A 15,549-nucleotide genomic window follows, 5' to 3' on the forward strand; every position below is an offset into this window, starting at 1 on the left:
ACCTGTTGCGCGGGCGGCCTGTTCAATATATAGAAAGGAGTGAAATCATGAGATTCTGCCAGTCTGCGTGGCGTGTCGTTATGCTCTCAGCTTTGCTTTCAGTGGCCGCAGGTGTTTATGCACTTGACAAGCCTTCTGAGACGAAAGGCACGGCACAACTGTATTTAGCGGGAGGTAAGGATGAGCCTGATTCTGGAAATACCTGCTCAATCGAAATCAAACCGGATGGACCTCATGAATATGATTTTCCGGATGAGGGTTGTAAAAACGACGATATGTATTGGTATCGAATCGAGAACGCCCCGTCGGGTACATTGATTACACTGTACTCCGAGGCTGATTGCCGCAATGAAAAGTCGTGGTGGTTCAAAATTAGAACATATATACAGCCGACAACGACCACATGGCGAAAGATTGCAGATTTGGCGCCGGCCCCAGTAAATTCTATTATTACGGCCGGTATTCTTCTTGATTTAAAGAAGTATGAAGATGATCAACAAGTGGGCGGTAAACTCTCTTGCGTCAAAATCGACCTCTAATCCCGAGCTACTCCAAGGAGAACGATGATGTCCGATGAACGTTCGGTGCATTCCAACGCCTTCAATTTCATGAGCCACTTGACGGGCGGCGTCGATTCACGCACAGGCTTGTACACTTTCACCGCCAAGCTTCGCAGCATTTCGGGCAACGACCAGTCGGGGCCCGAGTTTGACGTGACGTTGCGCTATAGCCCGCTCAGTCTTGCCGACAGTGGTTTTGGTACAGGCTGGAACCTGCGCACCACCGAATTCGACCCTGCCCAGAACCGCCGGATCATTTCCCTGGCCAATGGCGAAACGTTCAAAGCCGATGGCCGTGCCGGCACTACCAACCAGTTGACGATGTCCGAGAAAAAGATCGACACGTTCCACCTTTATGAGGACGCTGAAGACCGCTGGCGGGTGGTGCACCGCTCCGGCGTGGTGGAAGTGCTCGAGCTAAAAGGTTCGAGCCCGAACGTCAGGGCAGTGCCGACCCGCATCTTCAGTCGCCAGGGCCATTGGCTGAACCTGGAATACGGCACTCATAACGGCTTCCCGATGTTGACCAAGATTACCGACATGCGCAATGACACGTTGTTGGAAGTCGTTCGCAATGACAACGTGCAGTTGACGATGCCAACAGATACGGGTATCGCCACCTATACTCTGGTGCTGGGTACCGGCAACCGGGTGGACCGCATCGAGCTGCCCATCGACAACCCGGAGGGCGGCGCCGGGCTGCGCACTGTAAAACCGCCGAGGTGGCACTTTACGTATAGCCGCATCAGAAATATCGATTGCATCAGCACGGTCTACACCCCTTCGGACGGTAAGGATGAACTCACTTATGGTGATGGCGGCCACCAGTTCCCGATCGGTTCGGGCCTGGACCCGTTGCCTCGGGTAACCCGGCATGTGCAGCACCCAGGCCATGAGCAACCCTCGATCGACACGCGTTATACCTATTCCAGCAACGGTTACAATTTCCTGGGTGGCAATGCACCGCTGACCTGGGTAAACGATGGCCTGGACAATCTGTTCCGCCAGGTCATCGACTATGACTATGCCACCACAGAGACACTCTGGGTTGATGATAAGCCCGTACGCAGCACCGTCCGCGAGTTCAACAAGTTCCACCTGCTTACCAGGGAAACGACCTATGTAGGCGAGGCGCTGAATGCCGACGAAACCGAAGTTATCGGCAACCAGATCAAGGAAGTCCAGACGGGGTATAACCTCAAGCCTGGCGCCCTGTTCAAGGAGCAGCCCAAGTATTGTCAATTGGTCCACAGCATCGATACGTCCTGGTGGTTGAAGGACGACCCGTCCGCCAGGTTCAGGCTGGCGGAAGCCAGCACCTACGACGATCACGGCAACCTGAAGACGCATAGGGCCGTCACTGGTATTGAAGAGACTTACACTTGGTATGAGGCAGAAGAGCCGGGCTTCCCAGGCCATGCAGAAGGCTTCGTTACCTACCTTAAAGAAAAAATCCAGAAGCCGGCAGCCGGCTATCCCGGCAGTGCTCCGGTACGCACCACGCATTACACCTATCAGCAGTTGCCAACGCTGACCAGTGCCCAACCGCATACCCAGCAGCAGGACTGGCTGGAAGTGCAGGTGGAAACCTATACCAGTGGCAATGAAACAAAAGCTACACACCATGCTTTTGAGCAGGCTAAGGATGAAACGGGCAATGAGGCTGATAAACCATTGCAACATGGCCGCCTCAAGAGCCAGCAAACGCGCTACCCGAACCCGAAAAAGGGTGAACCGAACGAACCGGACACGCTCGACACCCTGATGGCGCACACTTACACCTTCGAAACACTCAGCTGGGATGCTGCCAGGGGTCGGGGCCCCTTGGTCAAGGGGACCATGAAAGTGCTGCAGGACAAGCAGCTACTGACCGGCTACGACGGCACCAGCAAGGAAATCAGAGTACAGCGCTCCCTGGCATCGGGAGAAACGGTGCTCAGCCGTGATGAAACCAATACGGAAATCATGACCGTATGGGACGCACTTCTGCGCGTCGAGCGGGAGATCGTCAGCCCGGGCAAGGAAGAAGAGGCATTTAAACGCTACGAATACCAACTGAGCAACGACGAGGGCGTTCAGGCCACCCAGACACAATACGATGTGAAGGGTGTGATGACTGTGGCCTATTTCGATGGTGCTCATCGCACGATCAGGGAAGAACGGGAAGACCCGGACAATGGTCTGCCCAAAGGAAATACCAAACCCATCTACACGGCCCGTTTCGACGCATGGGGCAGGTTGCTGGAAGAGACTGAAATTGACTGGCTCAAGGGCCGTGACCTGCCTTTGAAAAGCCGCTACAAGTACGATGCCTGGGGTGAGCAATTATGTGTCATCGGCCCTGATGGCGTCGGCGAGTTCGCGCAAACCAACCCGATCGGCGATGGAGAAACCGGCCCGATCAAACGCGAGTGGCGGCAGAAGGTGCTGGACGATGAGGGGAACGAACTGGAAAACGGCGCCAAGACCGGGGTCACTGAAACCCAGCTGAACCGCTTTGAGTTGCCTGTGCAGGTTCGACGGTGGGTGAAGGAGAAGCCGACTGATGAACAGGAAACCGTACTCAAGAGCGAAACGCTGACCCAATACGATGGATTGGGTCGCAAACATCAGGAAGAGTCAGGGCTGGGTAACGCGGAGCAAAAGCAGAGAGAAAAATTCACCTACGATGGTTTCGATCGCCTGCTGGCTCATGAACTACGTAAGGATGAGGTTGTTTACAGAACCTTTGCGGCACACACCGACAAGGATTTACCCATCACCATTCGGGTGAATGACCTTGAGCTGCTGGGTGAGCAACACTTCAACGGCCTGGACCTGATGGATTGGTCGAAAACCGGTGGCCGTTTACAGGAATATGAATACAAGACGGGTGAGCTCAAACCCAACAAGGTAAGCACGCCATTGGGTGTTATCGAATACGATTATCGTCCCTACCTGACAGAAGAGCCTGTGCTACGAAGACTGGGGGGCAAAGAAGCCAATTATGTATTCGACAAGCAGAACGCACGCCTGGAAAGTTGTGTCGAGGCCCAAGGGCAATCGATTTCGCGCACGTACTACAGCACGGGTGAAGTACGCGTTGAAACGCGTGGTAATTACGACATGGAGTATGGCTACAGCTACAGGGGGCGAATGGAATCGTACCGGGATGTGCTGAACCAGACCCAGATCAATGAATACGATAATGTGGGTCGACTTGATACCACCACGCTGGGAGACCTGTCGAGCCAATTCGCATACGACGAGCTAGGGCGTACAGCGAGCTATGCAACCACCGATGCATCAAGCGAACCGGTCAATACGCTTAAAACGACGTTGGAATATGATGATCTGGAGCGCGAGCGTTCGCGAACGTTCACCTTCAGCCAAGGGCCCGAGCAAGTACTGACCCAGGAATATGACGAATTTGACCGCATCATTGAGCGCGTTCTTGCAGAAGGCCCTGCGACACCGCCCACCGTATTGCGGAAAGAAACGTACAGGTATGATTTGCGCGGTCGGCTGGTCGATTATAACTGCGAGGGCGACCTGTGCCCAATTGACCCTCATGGCAAGAAGATAGCCCGCCAGGTGTTTGGCTTTGACGCGGTGGATAACATTCGTCAGGTGGTGACGCAATATGACGGCGGTGGGCGTAATCTGGCGATCTACCATTTCAAAAACCCTGCGGATCCTGCTCAGCTTTCAGGCATTGAAAACAGAGTCGACGATCTTGAGCCCACCTATACAGAGCTTCATTACGATGAAAATGGCAACCTGACACACGACGAAGCTGGTCGTATTCTGGAATATGATGCGCTCAACCGTCTGATCAAGGTGACAGACCCTGAAAAAGGGGAGTGCCTGTACGGTTATGACCCGCAGAATATTCTGAGTTCGACCGAGAGTGAGGCTTGATACTGCAACCTGAACCTGGATCAATCCGGCGCCCAAGTTCTTAACGGACATTGGGCGCCGTTTTGTCCGCTCGGTTCAACGGTAGCGAAGGGTGAAGTTCAAAGCGCCGAACGCGTCGCCGGCAACGACTGCGCTGGCCTCGTCAGTCTGGTAGAAGCGTGCGCCAAAATTCAGCACGGTGGTGTTTTCCTGGATCGGCTGGAGGTGCTCTTCCCGTTGCAGCGGTAGGGGGGTGCCATCATCTTTCAGCACCTGGATGCCAACCCCTTCCGCCGTGGAGTCAGTGGTGAGCGTGAATACGCCGTCCAGCCCCGGTACGGGGGTCGACCCCTTGGTGGGGTCGAGTTCGATGGTTGCCATGGTCAGTCCCCCTGGGTCTGTCTTGCAGTTGCTCAGGGTAATTGAAAACGGCACGGTCGCTGTTGTGGTGCCTTTGCCGACGAAATGCGATTTGTCCCATGTCTGCAGCTCTACGGGGGTGTCGCTTATCGGGTCGCCGATGAGGGCGCATTGGGTTTGCAACACCTGGGCCTGTAACCGATAGCGCAGTACCAGGCCCAAGCCTGTGGCATCGAAATGCCCGGTGAACAATTCGGTGTCGACCGTATGCTGGCCGGGGGCAATATCCCCCGTTTTGACCAGGGTGACCTCGCTCGTGATACCGCTGAGCTTGAAGCCCCCAAGCTGGTTGTTGGCCTGCATGGTCGACCGCATCGGGATGAAAGGGTTGTGTGGGCCACCCTCTGGCATGAAGAAAGTGGGGACTGCGCCGTTGAAAGGTGCACGTAGCCGGATGCGCGCGCCGACCCCGTCGATGTTGGTTTTCAGGATATAGCCATCGGAGGGCTCACCTTCAACGGGGGGGAGCGGGTCGGGAAATACATCCCTGGCGTTCATGTCGAAACGCCAGAGTACGTCGCCATCGTTGAAGCAGAGCAGTTCCGATCGTGGCATGGACTGGGTATACGAGGACAGGTTGGGTGTGCCGATGGCGCTGCCTGGCTCGGCGTTCGCAGGGACATGCATCACGCCGCTGAGTATGCGGGTTATGGTCATTGGCTGGCTGCCAGTGTTCCAATTGCAGCGGTCGGCGGCGTGGGCTTGATAGCTGCTGAGCAGCGCTATGGGCAGCGCCCAAGGCATGAGGCGTTTCATTCGCGGTTCCTGGTGTTGAGCGGCCGTTCTGGGCACGAGTTGCATGGCGAGAAGGGCGCGGGTGAAGTCATTCACATGTCAGCGATAGCACGCGATAGCCTTGCTGTTGAGCAATGGTCTGCGGGTCCAGCGCGAAGCTGCAGCGGTTTTCGGACGCTTCGCCCCAGCGGGCTTCGAGGCGCTGCAGGCCGTCGGCAACAGACACCATCACGCGGCCTGCCGGGCCGACCATGCCCAACACGTTTTCATTGGCGTCGTGGAGCTGGCTGCCAAAGGGCAAAGGCTGCTGGTCTTTGGTGGCAAGGGTCAGCACCACACGGTTGGCGCGACGGGCCTGGAACTGGGTTTTGATGACTGCGCCGCGGCGAGGTATGGCATTGGCGATGCCATTGCTGATCTCGACCTCCGGGTTCAGCCGGTCGGTGTCGAGCACGAACTGGTTCAGCCGGTAGGGACGCAAATGGGGAACCAGGGCATAGCCTTTGGTGTTGGTGCGCACGGCGCCGTGGCTCTGTAACCCCACGTCAGCGGTATCGGGGACATGCAACAGACCAATGGTTTCGCCCAGGTAGGGCCCGAATTCCAAACCATCAGCGTGCAGCAATGCCGCGCCACTCATGTTCAGCGACAGGCTGCTGTAGTCATCCGATACTGACAGGCCGGCGCCGAGGGTTGCCTGAGGTGCCTGGTAGGCCACGGACAGGCCGGCGCTTTGTTGCCGCTGTTCGCTGGATGCGACTGTGGCATTGTAGCTTACGCGGTCCACTTGGCCGTTCAACGCTGCCCGCTGCGAAGTACCGTGGGCAGAGTTTTGCAAGTCGAGGCTTAAACTGCTGCTGCGGCCGAACTCCAGCGGCAGCGATATGCTCAGGCCGAACTGACGGTCACTGCCCGAACTGTTTTGCGTCAGTGATTGCGACCCGTAGAGGTTGTAGCTGACGCCGTTGTGCGAGGTGTTGAAATTGAGCTGGAACTGACGCTGGCTATCGCTGCGTTGCCAGTAATCCTGCTGCGAAAGCGTAAGGCTGAGTGTGCTGCGCTCGCCCACACGCTGGTTGATCGAGCCCTCTATTCGGCTACGCCGGCTGCCCAGGAACAATCGGTCGCTGCTGCGCTGGCTGACCCACTCGTCGAAGTCTCGATAGCCTTGGGTGGAATAGCGGTACCCGGCAAAGCGCAAGTGTGTGCCGTTGTTGAAGGCTTTGCTGTATCTGGCACCATAGCTCATGCCTTGCAGGGAACGATGTTCCATGGGGGCGATATCGCTGCGTGCATGGGTGATATCGAAGGAAAGCGCCCCGATTGCCCCCAGGTCCCGGGCGATGCCGATGGCGCCGGCGGTGTAGCCTTGGCTGGCCATCAAGCCGCCATACAGGGTGGCATTCCAGACCATGCCCAATGCCATTGTTCCTTGCCACAGCAGCGGGTCATCATGGCTTTGGGCCGGGTTGTAGCGGCCCAGCGTGGTGCTGTAGCGCCAGACCCCGGGACGAAGCAGGTTGGTAATGCTGGCATAGGGCTGGATGAACCGCCGCACCTGGCCATCGGCTTCGGTCAGTACCACCTCCAGCTCGCCCGTGGCGCCCACGTTCAGGTCGTCGATAGCGTACGGGCCAGGGCTGACATACGTTGAGTAGATCGGGTAGCCGTTCTGCCACACTTCGAGTTTGGCGCGCGATTGCGCCACGCCGCGCAGGGTGGGGGCATAACTGCGCACCGCGTCAGGCAGCATGTCGAAATCGGAGGCAAGCCGCACGCCGGTGACTGGCACGCTGCGGAATATGTCGCTGCTGGTGAAGGTTTCGCCCAGCGTGATGTTGCCCCAACTGCCTGGCAGGTCGTGCTGGGCGTAGGTGTAGGAACGGTCCCAGGTTTGCCGGCCCTGCTCGTCGCGGCGCCAGGACTGGTTGCTGCGCAAACGCCAGCCGGCAAGGTTGATGCCGCTGTTCAGGAACAAATCCTGGCTGTTCTGGCTGCCGCGTCCGCGGCTTTGGCTTTGCTGCGTGGCCGCCTGGTAACTGACGAAGGCGGCCGGTATGCCATCTTCCCAGCGCGCCGGGTCTACCTGGCCTGCCATATCGCGCTGCAGTGCGATTTGCGGTATGGAAATAGCCAGTTGCAATAGGCTGGCATCGAAGTCGACGCGTGCGCCCGGCACCAGCCTGGGCAGGTCGAGGCAGGCGTTTTCAAGTGTGGTGGGGTCAGAAATGGCATCCAGTCGCAGCCCCAGTTCGGCCATCAGGCCGGGGGGCAGGCACGGCTGCAATTGCCCATCCCCAGCTGGCGGCTCGAACACAAGTTCATGCACGCCGGCGGGGCTCAGGTTGACCAGCACTTGCACGGGATAGCGCCCGGGCGGCAACTCTTGCTGTTCGGACAGCGCGTGCAGGGCCTGAGCGGCGTTCGTCCTGGGCTGCCCAGGGGACAGGTACAGAAAGCTTGCCTCGAACTCGGCGCCTACCGGTGGTGTGGGTGTTGCCAGCACCTTGCCGGACGCCAGGCAGAGAACCATTGGGCAAACGTGGCGCAGGCGAATACGCCTGCACCCGTGGGGTTGCAGGATCATTGTGGTTCCTTCAGGAGTAGCCGGATGTCAGGGGGTGTCGTGCACCGGAAGCGTCAGCGGTTTGCTGATGCCGCCGTAGTCATTGATCACCGCTACGATGGCCTGCAAGCCAGGGCCTTCCAGACTGGGTGGCAGCAGGTAGCTGAGCTCGGACATGGGGGGCACCATGTCTACACCCGGCAGGGCTTCCTGTTGCTTGCCCTTGACCAGGTCCAGCCGGTTGAAGGTGTAGTGATAGGGCGTGGGGTTGTGCAAAGTCAGGTGTGGGCGGCCGTCGCGCAGGGTTCTGACCAGGCGTAGCTCCTTGAGCCTGTGCACCGGATTACCTTGAACCTGCGTCGGGCGGTAGAACAATTTAATCCGCGTGCGCAGGGCAATGTTCAGGGTGTTCTGTTTACCGTCGATGGCCTGGGGAATTTCTTGCAGGTTGAAAAAGAACAACGATTCGCGGTCCTGGGGCAGGTCGTTTGGCAGGCCGCTGATCTGAACCGACTGGTCCTTGCCTGCAGCCAGCCTGAACAAGGCCGGGGCGGTCATGAGCGGTACGGCCGTGGTGGTGTCATCGGCCTGGGTATTGACCCAGGTCTGGGCGGCGAAGGGGCGTTGGCTGGGGTTGGCAACTACCACCGAAGCGCTGCGTTGACTGCTTTCGTAGATGATGCGCGTGCTGCTGATGGTAAGGGCGGCCTGGGCGCTGTTCAGCAAGCTGGCCAGAAGCAGCAGGCAACCGCCCAGCATCGTCGAAGTGCGGGTGACGGGGAGCATGGAAAATGACCGATTTTGAGTGACAGTGGGATCCAGGTGCGCGAAGGCACCTGGCAGGGCATCAAGGCAGCGTGATACTGAAGTTCACATCTGCGTTGGCATCACCATCGGTCACTGTGCCGGTCTTCAAGTACGAAGCGTAGAACTTGAGGTCCGTTACGCCTGTGGATGCAATGTCGTAGTCCTTGGATGGCGTTCGCGGAGCGATATTTGTGAACGTATCATCCTTGATGGTCAACGCCAGGCCCTGCGCTAATCCACCGCCGCTGCGAATGGCATAGTGAGCATTTCCCGGGCCTGCATCGCCGTGGTGAGAGTTGAATGTGACTTGGCTTTTGTAAGGATTTGGAATATTGCAGCTGCCTACATCTGCATCAACGCGTAACGCGAATGGGATGTCGGGGGTGACGGTGTTGGTGTCGAAGTATTTGACCGCGTAGTTTCCAAGCTCAACGGCGCCAATTGCGCCCGAGCCCGGTATGACAATCTCGATCGGGCAAGTACCGCCGCCGTTGATATGCCCTTTGAAAAGGATTTGGCCCCTTTCATCGGCAAAAGCCGTGGTACTTGCCAGGCCCAAGGCTAGCGTCATGAAGATCTTGTTCATGGTTCAATCCGTACGTTGATAGGTTGGCTGGCTGCGTGAAAGGCACGCAGCGTCTCAGGGTTGCCAGGGCATCCTTGAAACGAGCGACAGCGTACGGGCGGGGGGGCGAAGCGGATGTAGGGCGGAGTGCGACCAGCGTGTTGAAATGTCGACAAGCACCCGGCTAGAGCGCCGGGTGCATGGAAAGATCAGTGACGGGAGGCTGGGCCGGTTGGGCTCAATAGCTGTTTTTCAGCATGCCAGTCGAAGGGTTCGTCATTCTGCTCTGCCTCGTAGCGGCGCTCCTCCAGTTGCTGGTAAACGGACAGTTCTTCATCGGGCATGTAGTGCAGGCAGTCGCCCCCGAAGAACCACAGCAGGTCCCGTGGCACCAAGTGGGCGATTTGCGGGTAGCGCTGAATCACCTGGCATATCAGGTCCTGGCCCAGGTATTGGCTTTCCAGTGGGTTTTGCGGCAGCAGGGTCAGCAGTTCGTCGAAGCGTTCGAGGAACAGGGCGTGGCTTTCCTCCGGCACCTGCTCGGCTTCACCCAGGGCCACCAATATGGTGCGCAGGTGGTTCAGCAGTTGCAGGTGATATTCCAGGTGGGGGTTAGCCATTGGGGTGGTCCTCGAGGTGGTTGAAACGGGGCGCGGAGTATACGCCGGTTGGGGAAGGGGCCGCAAAACGGCCCCTGTTTCAGCGTATCTTGCCTTGCTCCGGCAGCAGCTGTGCCTTGTCGAAGGCATCCACGTCGATCACCGCACGGCGCGCTTGCTCGGCTGCATGCAGGCGTTGCGCCTGATCAGGCTGAAGTACACCACTGTCGACTGCCGCATCGATCACCGACTGCCCGGGCGCCGGTCGTACCTTGCCTTCCTTGATTGCCTGATGCAGCGCGTTGTGCAGCGGCGTCGACGCCTCCAGCAGGTCGCAGGCCCGTTGCAGGGCTGCCACCGGGTCGCCGTCGGCTTGCGGCCTGAAGCAACCGGCAAGCAGCTCTTCCAGCGCAGGGTCGCCTTTGCTGCGTCCGATCAGCGCTGCTACCTCGGCGTCCAGTTCATCGCTCGGCCCGGTGTGACGGCGGCCGAAGGGGAACACCAGCACCCGTAGCGCGCAGCCGACGAAGCGGTTGGGGAAGTTGTCGAGCAACCGGTCCAGGGCGTGCTCCGCCTGGCCCAGGCTTTCTTCCATGGCCCAGCGCAGCAGGGGCTGCATGTGCTCGGGCGAACCGAGATCGTGGTAGCGCTTGAGTGCGGCACTGGACAGGTACAGGTAGCTGAGTACATCGCCCAGCCGCGCACTCAGGCGCTCCCGGCGCTTGAGCGCCCCGCCCAGCAGCATCATCGACAGGTCGGCCAGCAGGGCAAAGGCGGCGGCCTGGCGGTTGAGGGCCCGGAAGTAGCCTTGGCTCAGCGTGTCCCCCGGTACTTTCTCGAAAAGCCCCAGCCCCAGGTTGAACACCAAAGTGCTGGCCGCATTGCCGGCGGCGAACAGGATGTGTTTCATCAGCAGGTCATCGAATTCCTGAAGCGCCTGATCGTGGTCTTCACGCCCGGCCAATGCCATTTCCTTGAGCACGAACGGATGGCAGCGAATGGCGCCCTGGCCGAAGATCATCAGGTTGCGCGAAAGGATGTTGGCGCCTTCGACCGTGATGAAGATCGGCGCCCCTTGCCAGTTGCGGCCCAGGTAGTTGTTCGGGCCCATGATGATGCCCTTGCCACCGTGCACGTCCATGGCGTGCTGGATGCATTCGCGGCCACGCTCGGTGAGGTGGTACTTGAGTATCGCCGACAGCACCGAGGGTTTCTCGCCCAGGTCCACGGCCTTGGCGGTCAGCAGGCGGGCACTGTCCATCAGCCAGGCGTTGCCACCGATGCGTGCCAGTGATTCCTGGATACCTTCGAAGGCTGCCAGTGGCACGTTGAACTGCTCGCGGATATTGGCGTACTGGCCGGTCACCAGGCTGGTGTACTTGGCGGCCCCTGTACCCACGGCAGGCAGTGAGATGGAGCGACCTACCGACAGGCAGTTCATCAGCATCATCCAGCCTTTGCCGAGCATGGCTTGGCCGCCAATGAGGAAGTCCAGGGGGACGAACACGTCCTTGCCGCTGTTGGGGCCATTCATGAACGCGGCGCCCAGTGGCAGGTGGCGTTTACCGATTTCCACCCCGGGGGTATCGGTGGGGATCAGTGCCAGGCTGATGCCTAGTTCTTCCTCATCGCCCAGCAGGTGGTCCGGGTCGTAGGCCTTGAATGCCAGGCCCAGCAGGGTGGCGACTGGGCCGAGGGTGATGTAGCGCTTTTCCCAGTTCAGGCGCAGGCCGATCACTTCTTCGCCTTGCCACTGGCCTTTGCAGATGATGCCGGTGTCGGGCATGGCGCCAGCGTCGGAGCCGGCCAGTGGGCCGGTGAGAGCGAAGCAGGGGATTTCCTCGCCTCGGGCCAGGCGCGGCAGGTAGTGATTGCGTTGTTCGTCGGTGCCGTAGTGCAGCAGCAGTTCGGCAGGGCCCAGGGAGTTGGGCACCATCACTGTGGAGGCCAGGTCACCGCTGCGGGTGGCCAGCTTCATCGCCACCTGGGAGTGGGCGTAGGCGGAGAAGCCCTTGCCGCCGTATTCCTTGGGGATGATCAAGGCGAAAAAGCCATGCTGCTTGATATGTGCCCAGGCTTCGGGCGGCAGGTCCAGGTCCTGGCCGATCTGCCAGTCGCTGACCATGGCGCACAGCGCTTCGGTAGGGCCATCGATGAAGGCTTGCTCTTCTTCAGTCAGCTTTGGTGCCGGGTAGGCCAGCAAAGTCCGCCAGTCGGGGCGGCCACTGAACAGTTCGCCGTCCCACCACACGGTGCCGGCGTCGATGGCTTCGCGCTCGGTCTGCGACATGGGTGGCAGAGTGCGCTGGAACCAGCGGAATACCGGGGCGGTAAAGACTTTGCGTCGCCACTGCGGGAGCGCAACCAGGGCGATCTTCAGGGCCAGCACCACCCAGATCAGCGCCAGCAGCCAGCCGGGGGCACTGCTGAAAATGCCCATCAACAGCACATAGGCCGCCACGATGCCGAGAATCTGCAAGGGCGCCAGGCGCCGGTGCGTGAGGTACGCCGCGCCGATCACCAGCACCACCAACCACAACAGCAACATAATCGGTCCTCCTTGGAACCAAGGGCTTGAGCCATTCCAGACAGCTTAGACGCAATGCTGTGAACGGCATGTTCAGAACAGTGACAGGGTGTGGCGGGGGGAGTTTCAGTTCATTTGTTCGCTTGTACCGGCCTCTTCGCGGGTAAACCCGCTCCTACGACGGTGTGGCGAGCCCCCGATCGATGTGGGAGCGGGCTTGCCCGCGAATGCGATGGTGCTGCGACGGTGAATGATCTGGGATATTGGCTGGCAGGTCCGGCCCTTTCGCGGGTGAACCCGCTCCTACGACGGTATGTGGCAACATTACAGAGCGATGTAGGGGCGGCTTGCCCGCGAAGAGGCCCGTACAGGCGGCGAAGGTCTGGAGTAGACTGTGCCACCTCCGCACTCAAAAGGATGTTGCCATGCTGAAGATCTGGGGCCGCAAGAATTCGAGCAATGTGCGCAAGGCGCTGTGGATCGCCCACGAGCTGGGCCTGGACTTCGAATCCATCGACGCCGGCGGCGCCTTCGGCGTGGTCAACGAGCCGCACTACCGCGCCCGCAACCCCAACGGCCTGGTGCCGATGCTCGAAGACGGCGACCTGACCTTGTGGGAATCCAACACCATCGTCCGCTACCTGTGCGCGGAGTACGGTACGGAGCAGGGCTGGTATCTGGCAGACCCACGCCAGCGCGCCCTGGCCGACAAATGGATGGACTGGACCACATCGTCCTTCGCTACCCCATTCCGGCCCCTGTTCTGGGGCCTGCTGCGCACGCCGGAAGACCAGCGCGACTGGGTGGCGATCAACGCCGCGCACAAGCAGTGCGCGCAATTGCTGGCCATTGCCGACGAAACCCTGGCCAGTCAGCCATACCTGTCCGGTGACCAGATCGGCATGGGCGACATCCCACTGGGTAGCTTAATCTATGCCTGGTTCGAACTGCCCATCGAGCGCCCGGACATGTACCACCTTCAAGCCTGGTATGAACGCCTGAAGCAACGCCCGGCCTACCAGGCCGCCGTGATGACCGCGCTCACTTGAACCCGCTTCGATAGTCATTATCAATAGATGTGACTGTACTTGTGCAGCCTGGCCTTGCACCATGGCTGCACTCACTGCGCCAGTGACTTTACCTGGCGTGTCCTGCACCTTTTTCTTCGGTAAGTGACCCGCTATGAGTTCCGCCCTGTCCATCCGACAGCTGACCAAGACCTACGGCAATGGCTTTCAGGCCCTCAAAGGCATCGACCTTGATGTTGCCGAAGGCGACTTCTTCGCCTTGCTCGGCCCCAACGGCGCCGGCAAATCCACCACCATTGGCATTCTCTCGACCCTGGTGAACAAGACCAGCGGCACAGTGAACGTGTTCGGTCACGACCTGGACCGCGAGCCCTCCGCGCTCAAGCGTTGCCTGGGCGTGGTGCCGCAAGAGTTCAACTTCAACCAGTTCGAAAAGACCTTCGACATCGTCGTGACCCAGGCCGGGTACTACGGCATCCCGCCCAAGCTGGCCAAGGAGCGCGCCGAGCAGTACCTGACCCAGCTGGGCCTGTGGGACAAACGTGATGTGCAGTCGCGTTCGTTGTCCGGCGGCATGAAGCGGCGCCTGATGATTGCCCGTGCATTGATCCACGAACCGCGCCTGCTGATCCTGGACGAACCCACCGCCGGGGTGGATATCGAGCTGCGCCGCTCGATGTGGAGCTTCCTCACCGAGCTGAACCAGAAGGGCATCACCATCATCCTCACCACCCACTACCTGGAAGAGGCTGAGCAGCTGTGCCGTAACATCGGCATCATCGACCATGGCACCATCGTCGAGAACACCAGCATGCGCCAGTTGCTGGGCAAGCTGCATGTCGAAACCTTCGTGCTCGACCTCAAGCAGGACCTGGCCGCGGCGCCGGTACTGCAGGGCTACCCGTGCCGGCTGCTGACCCCGCATACCCTGGAAGTGCAGGTGGAGAAGGACATCGGCATCACCGCGCTGTTCGGCCAGCTGGCGCTGCAGAACATCGAGGTGCAGAGCCTGCGCAACAAGACCAACCGACTTGAGGAGCTGTTCGTGTCCCTGGTGGAAAAAAACCTGTCGAAGGTGGCCGTATGAGTGTGGAACTGCGCACCAACTGGGTCGCCCTGAACACCATCGTCTACCGCGAAGTGCGGCGCTTCCTGCGCATCTGGCCGCAGACGTTGCTGCCACCAGCGATCACCATGGTCCTGTACTTCGTCATCTTCGGTAACCTGATTGGCCGGCAGATCGGCGACATGGGTGGCTTCACCTACATGCAGTACATCGTGCCGGGGCTGATCATGATGTCGGTGATCACCAACTCCTACGGCAACGTGGTGTCGAGCTTTTTCGGCAGCAAGTTCCAGCGCTCGATCGAAGAACTGATGGTGTCGCCGGTGTCGCCGCACACCATTCTCGTCGGCTATGTGCTGGGTGGGGTGCTGCGTGGTTTGGCGGTGGGTGTGATCGTGACCATCCTGTCGATGTTCTTCACCGACCTGCAGGTGCACCACCTGGGCGTGACCGTGGTGGTGGTGCTGCTGACAGCCACCATCTTTTCGCTGCTTGGCTTCGTCAACGCAGTGTTCGCGCGCAACTTCGACGACATCTCGATCATCCCGACCTTCGTGCTGACGCCGCTGACCTACCTGGGCGGCGTGTTCTACTCGATCAACCTGCTGCCGCCGTTCTGGCAGACCGTGTCGTTGGCCAACCCGGTGCTGCACATGGTCAACTCGTTCCGCTACGGCATTCTAGGGGTGTCGGATATCAGCATTGGCACGGCGATCACCTTCATGCTGGTGGCCACTGCGGTGCTCTACGTTGTTTGCGTTCGCTTGCTGGTCAGCGGCCGCGGCATGCGTGCCTGA

General features: G+C 59.6%; 11 protein-coding genes. 5 read left to right on the forward strand and 6 right to left on the reverse strand.

Annotated elements, in window-relative coordinates; translation table 11 throughout:
- The first annotated feature begins 47 nt into the window (after positions 1-47).
- Positions 48-539 (forward strand): hypothetical protein, encoded by a 492-nt coding sequence (locus tag C4Q27_RS19455; protein ID WP_104887219.1) that lies wholly within the window; start codon positions 48-50, stop codon positions 537-539.
- Between the two features lie 27 nt (positions 540-566).
- The gene (locus C4Q27_RS19460; protein WP_104887220.1) at positions 567-4,460 is read left to right on the forward strand and encodes an RHS repeat domain-containing protein; all 3,894 of its coding nucleotides are present in this window, start codon (positions 567-569) and stop codon (positions 4,458-4,460) included.
- A gap of 75 nt (positions 4,461-4,535) precedes the next feature.
- On the opposite strand, the gene C4Q27_RS19465 is transcribed toward C4Q27_RS19460, so the two are convergent.
- From C4Q27_RS19465 to C4Q27_RS19490, 6 genes are all read right to left on the reverse strand, one after another.
- Positions 4,536-5,603 (reverse strand): fimbrial protein, encoded by a 1,068-nt coding sequence (locus C4Q27_RS19465; RefSeq protein WP_177410012.1) that lies wholly within the window; start codon positions 5,601-5,603, stop codon positions 4,536-4,538.
- Positions 5,604-5,682: 79 nt separating this feature from the next.
- Complete coding sequence (locus C4Q27_RS19470; RefSeq protein WP_104887222.1) at positions 5,683-8,181, reverse strand: fimbria/pilus outer membrane usher protein; 2,499 nt, start codon at positions 8,179-8,181, stop codon at positions 5,683-5,685.
- A gap of 27 nt (positions 8,182-8,208) precedes the next feature.
- Positions 8,209-8,946 (reverse strand): molecular chaperone, encoded by a 738-nt coding sequence (locus tag C4Q27_RS19475; protein ID WP_064491461.1) that lies wholly within the window; start codon positions 8,944-8,946, stop codon positions 8,209-8,211.
- A 61-nt stretch (positions 8,947-9,007) separates the two neighbouring features.
- Positions 9,008-9,553 carry a fimbrial protein gene (locus C4Q27_RS19480; protein WP_064491462.1) on the reverse strand — a complete coding sequence of 182 codons (546 nt, stop codon included), beginning with the start codon at positions 9,551-9,553 and terminating at the stop codon, positions 9,008-9,010.
- A 188-nt stretch (positions 9,554-9,741) separates the two neighbouring features.
- Positions 9,742-10,152: a PA2817 family protein gene (locus C4Q27_RS19485; RefSeq protein WP_064491463.1), complete on the reverse strand. Its 411-nt coding sequence runs from the start codon at positions 10,150-10,152 to the stop codon at positions 9,742-9,744.
- Positions 10,153-10,231: 79 nt separating this feature from the next.
- Entirely contained in the window at positions 10,232-12,679 is a 2,448-nt protein-coding gene (locus C4Q27_RS19490; RefSeq protein WP_064491464.1) for an acyl-CoA dehydrogenase, read from the reverse strand.
- A 404-nt stretch (positions 12,680-13,083) separates the two neighbouring features.
- Here C4Q27_RS19490 and C4Q27_RS19500 point away from each other — a divergent pair, with 404 nt between their 5' ends.
- From C4Q27_RS19500 to C4Q27_RS19510, 3 genes are all read left to right on the forward strand, one after another.
- A complete protein-coding gene (locus tag C4Q27_RS19500) occupies positions 13,084-13,707 on the forward strand; it encodes a glutathione S-transferase (protein ID WP_104887224.1) in 624 nt (207 codons plus the stop codon).
- 133 nt (positions 13,708-13,840) lie between these two features.
- The gene (locus C4Q27_RS19505; protein WP_010952922.1) at positions 13,841-14,773 is read left to right on the forward strand and encodes an ABC transporter ATP-binding protein; all 933 of its coding nucleotides are present in this window, start codon (positions 13,841-13,843) and stop codon (positions 14,771-14,773) included.
- The gene (locus tag C4Q27_RS19510) at positions 14,770-15,549 is read left to right on the forward strand and encodes an ABC transporter permease (protein ID WP_003247128.1); all 780 of its coding nucleotides are present in this window, start codon (positions 14,770-14,772) and stop codon (positions 15,547-15,549) included. The genes C4Q27_RS19505 and C4Q27_RS19510 overlap by 4 nt, the downstream gene beginning before the upstream one ends.

This window comes from Pseudomonas sp. SWI36 (assembly GCF_002948105.1).
Classification (GTDB): domain Bacteria; phylum Pseudomonadota; class Gammaproteobacteria; order Pseudomonadales; family Pseudomonadaceae; genus Aquipseudomonas; species Aquipseudomonas alloputida.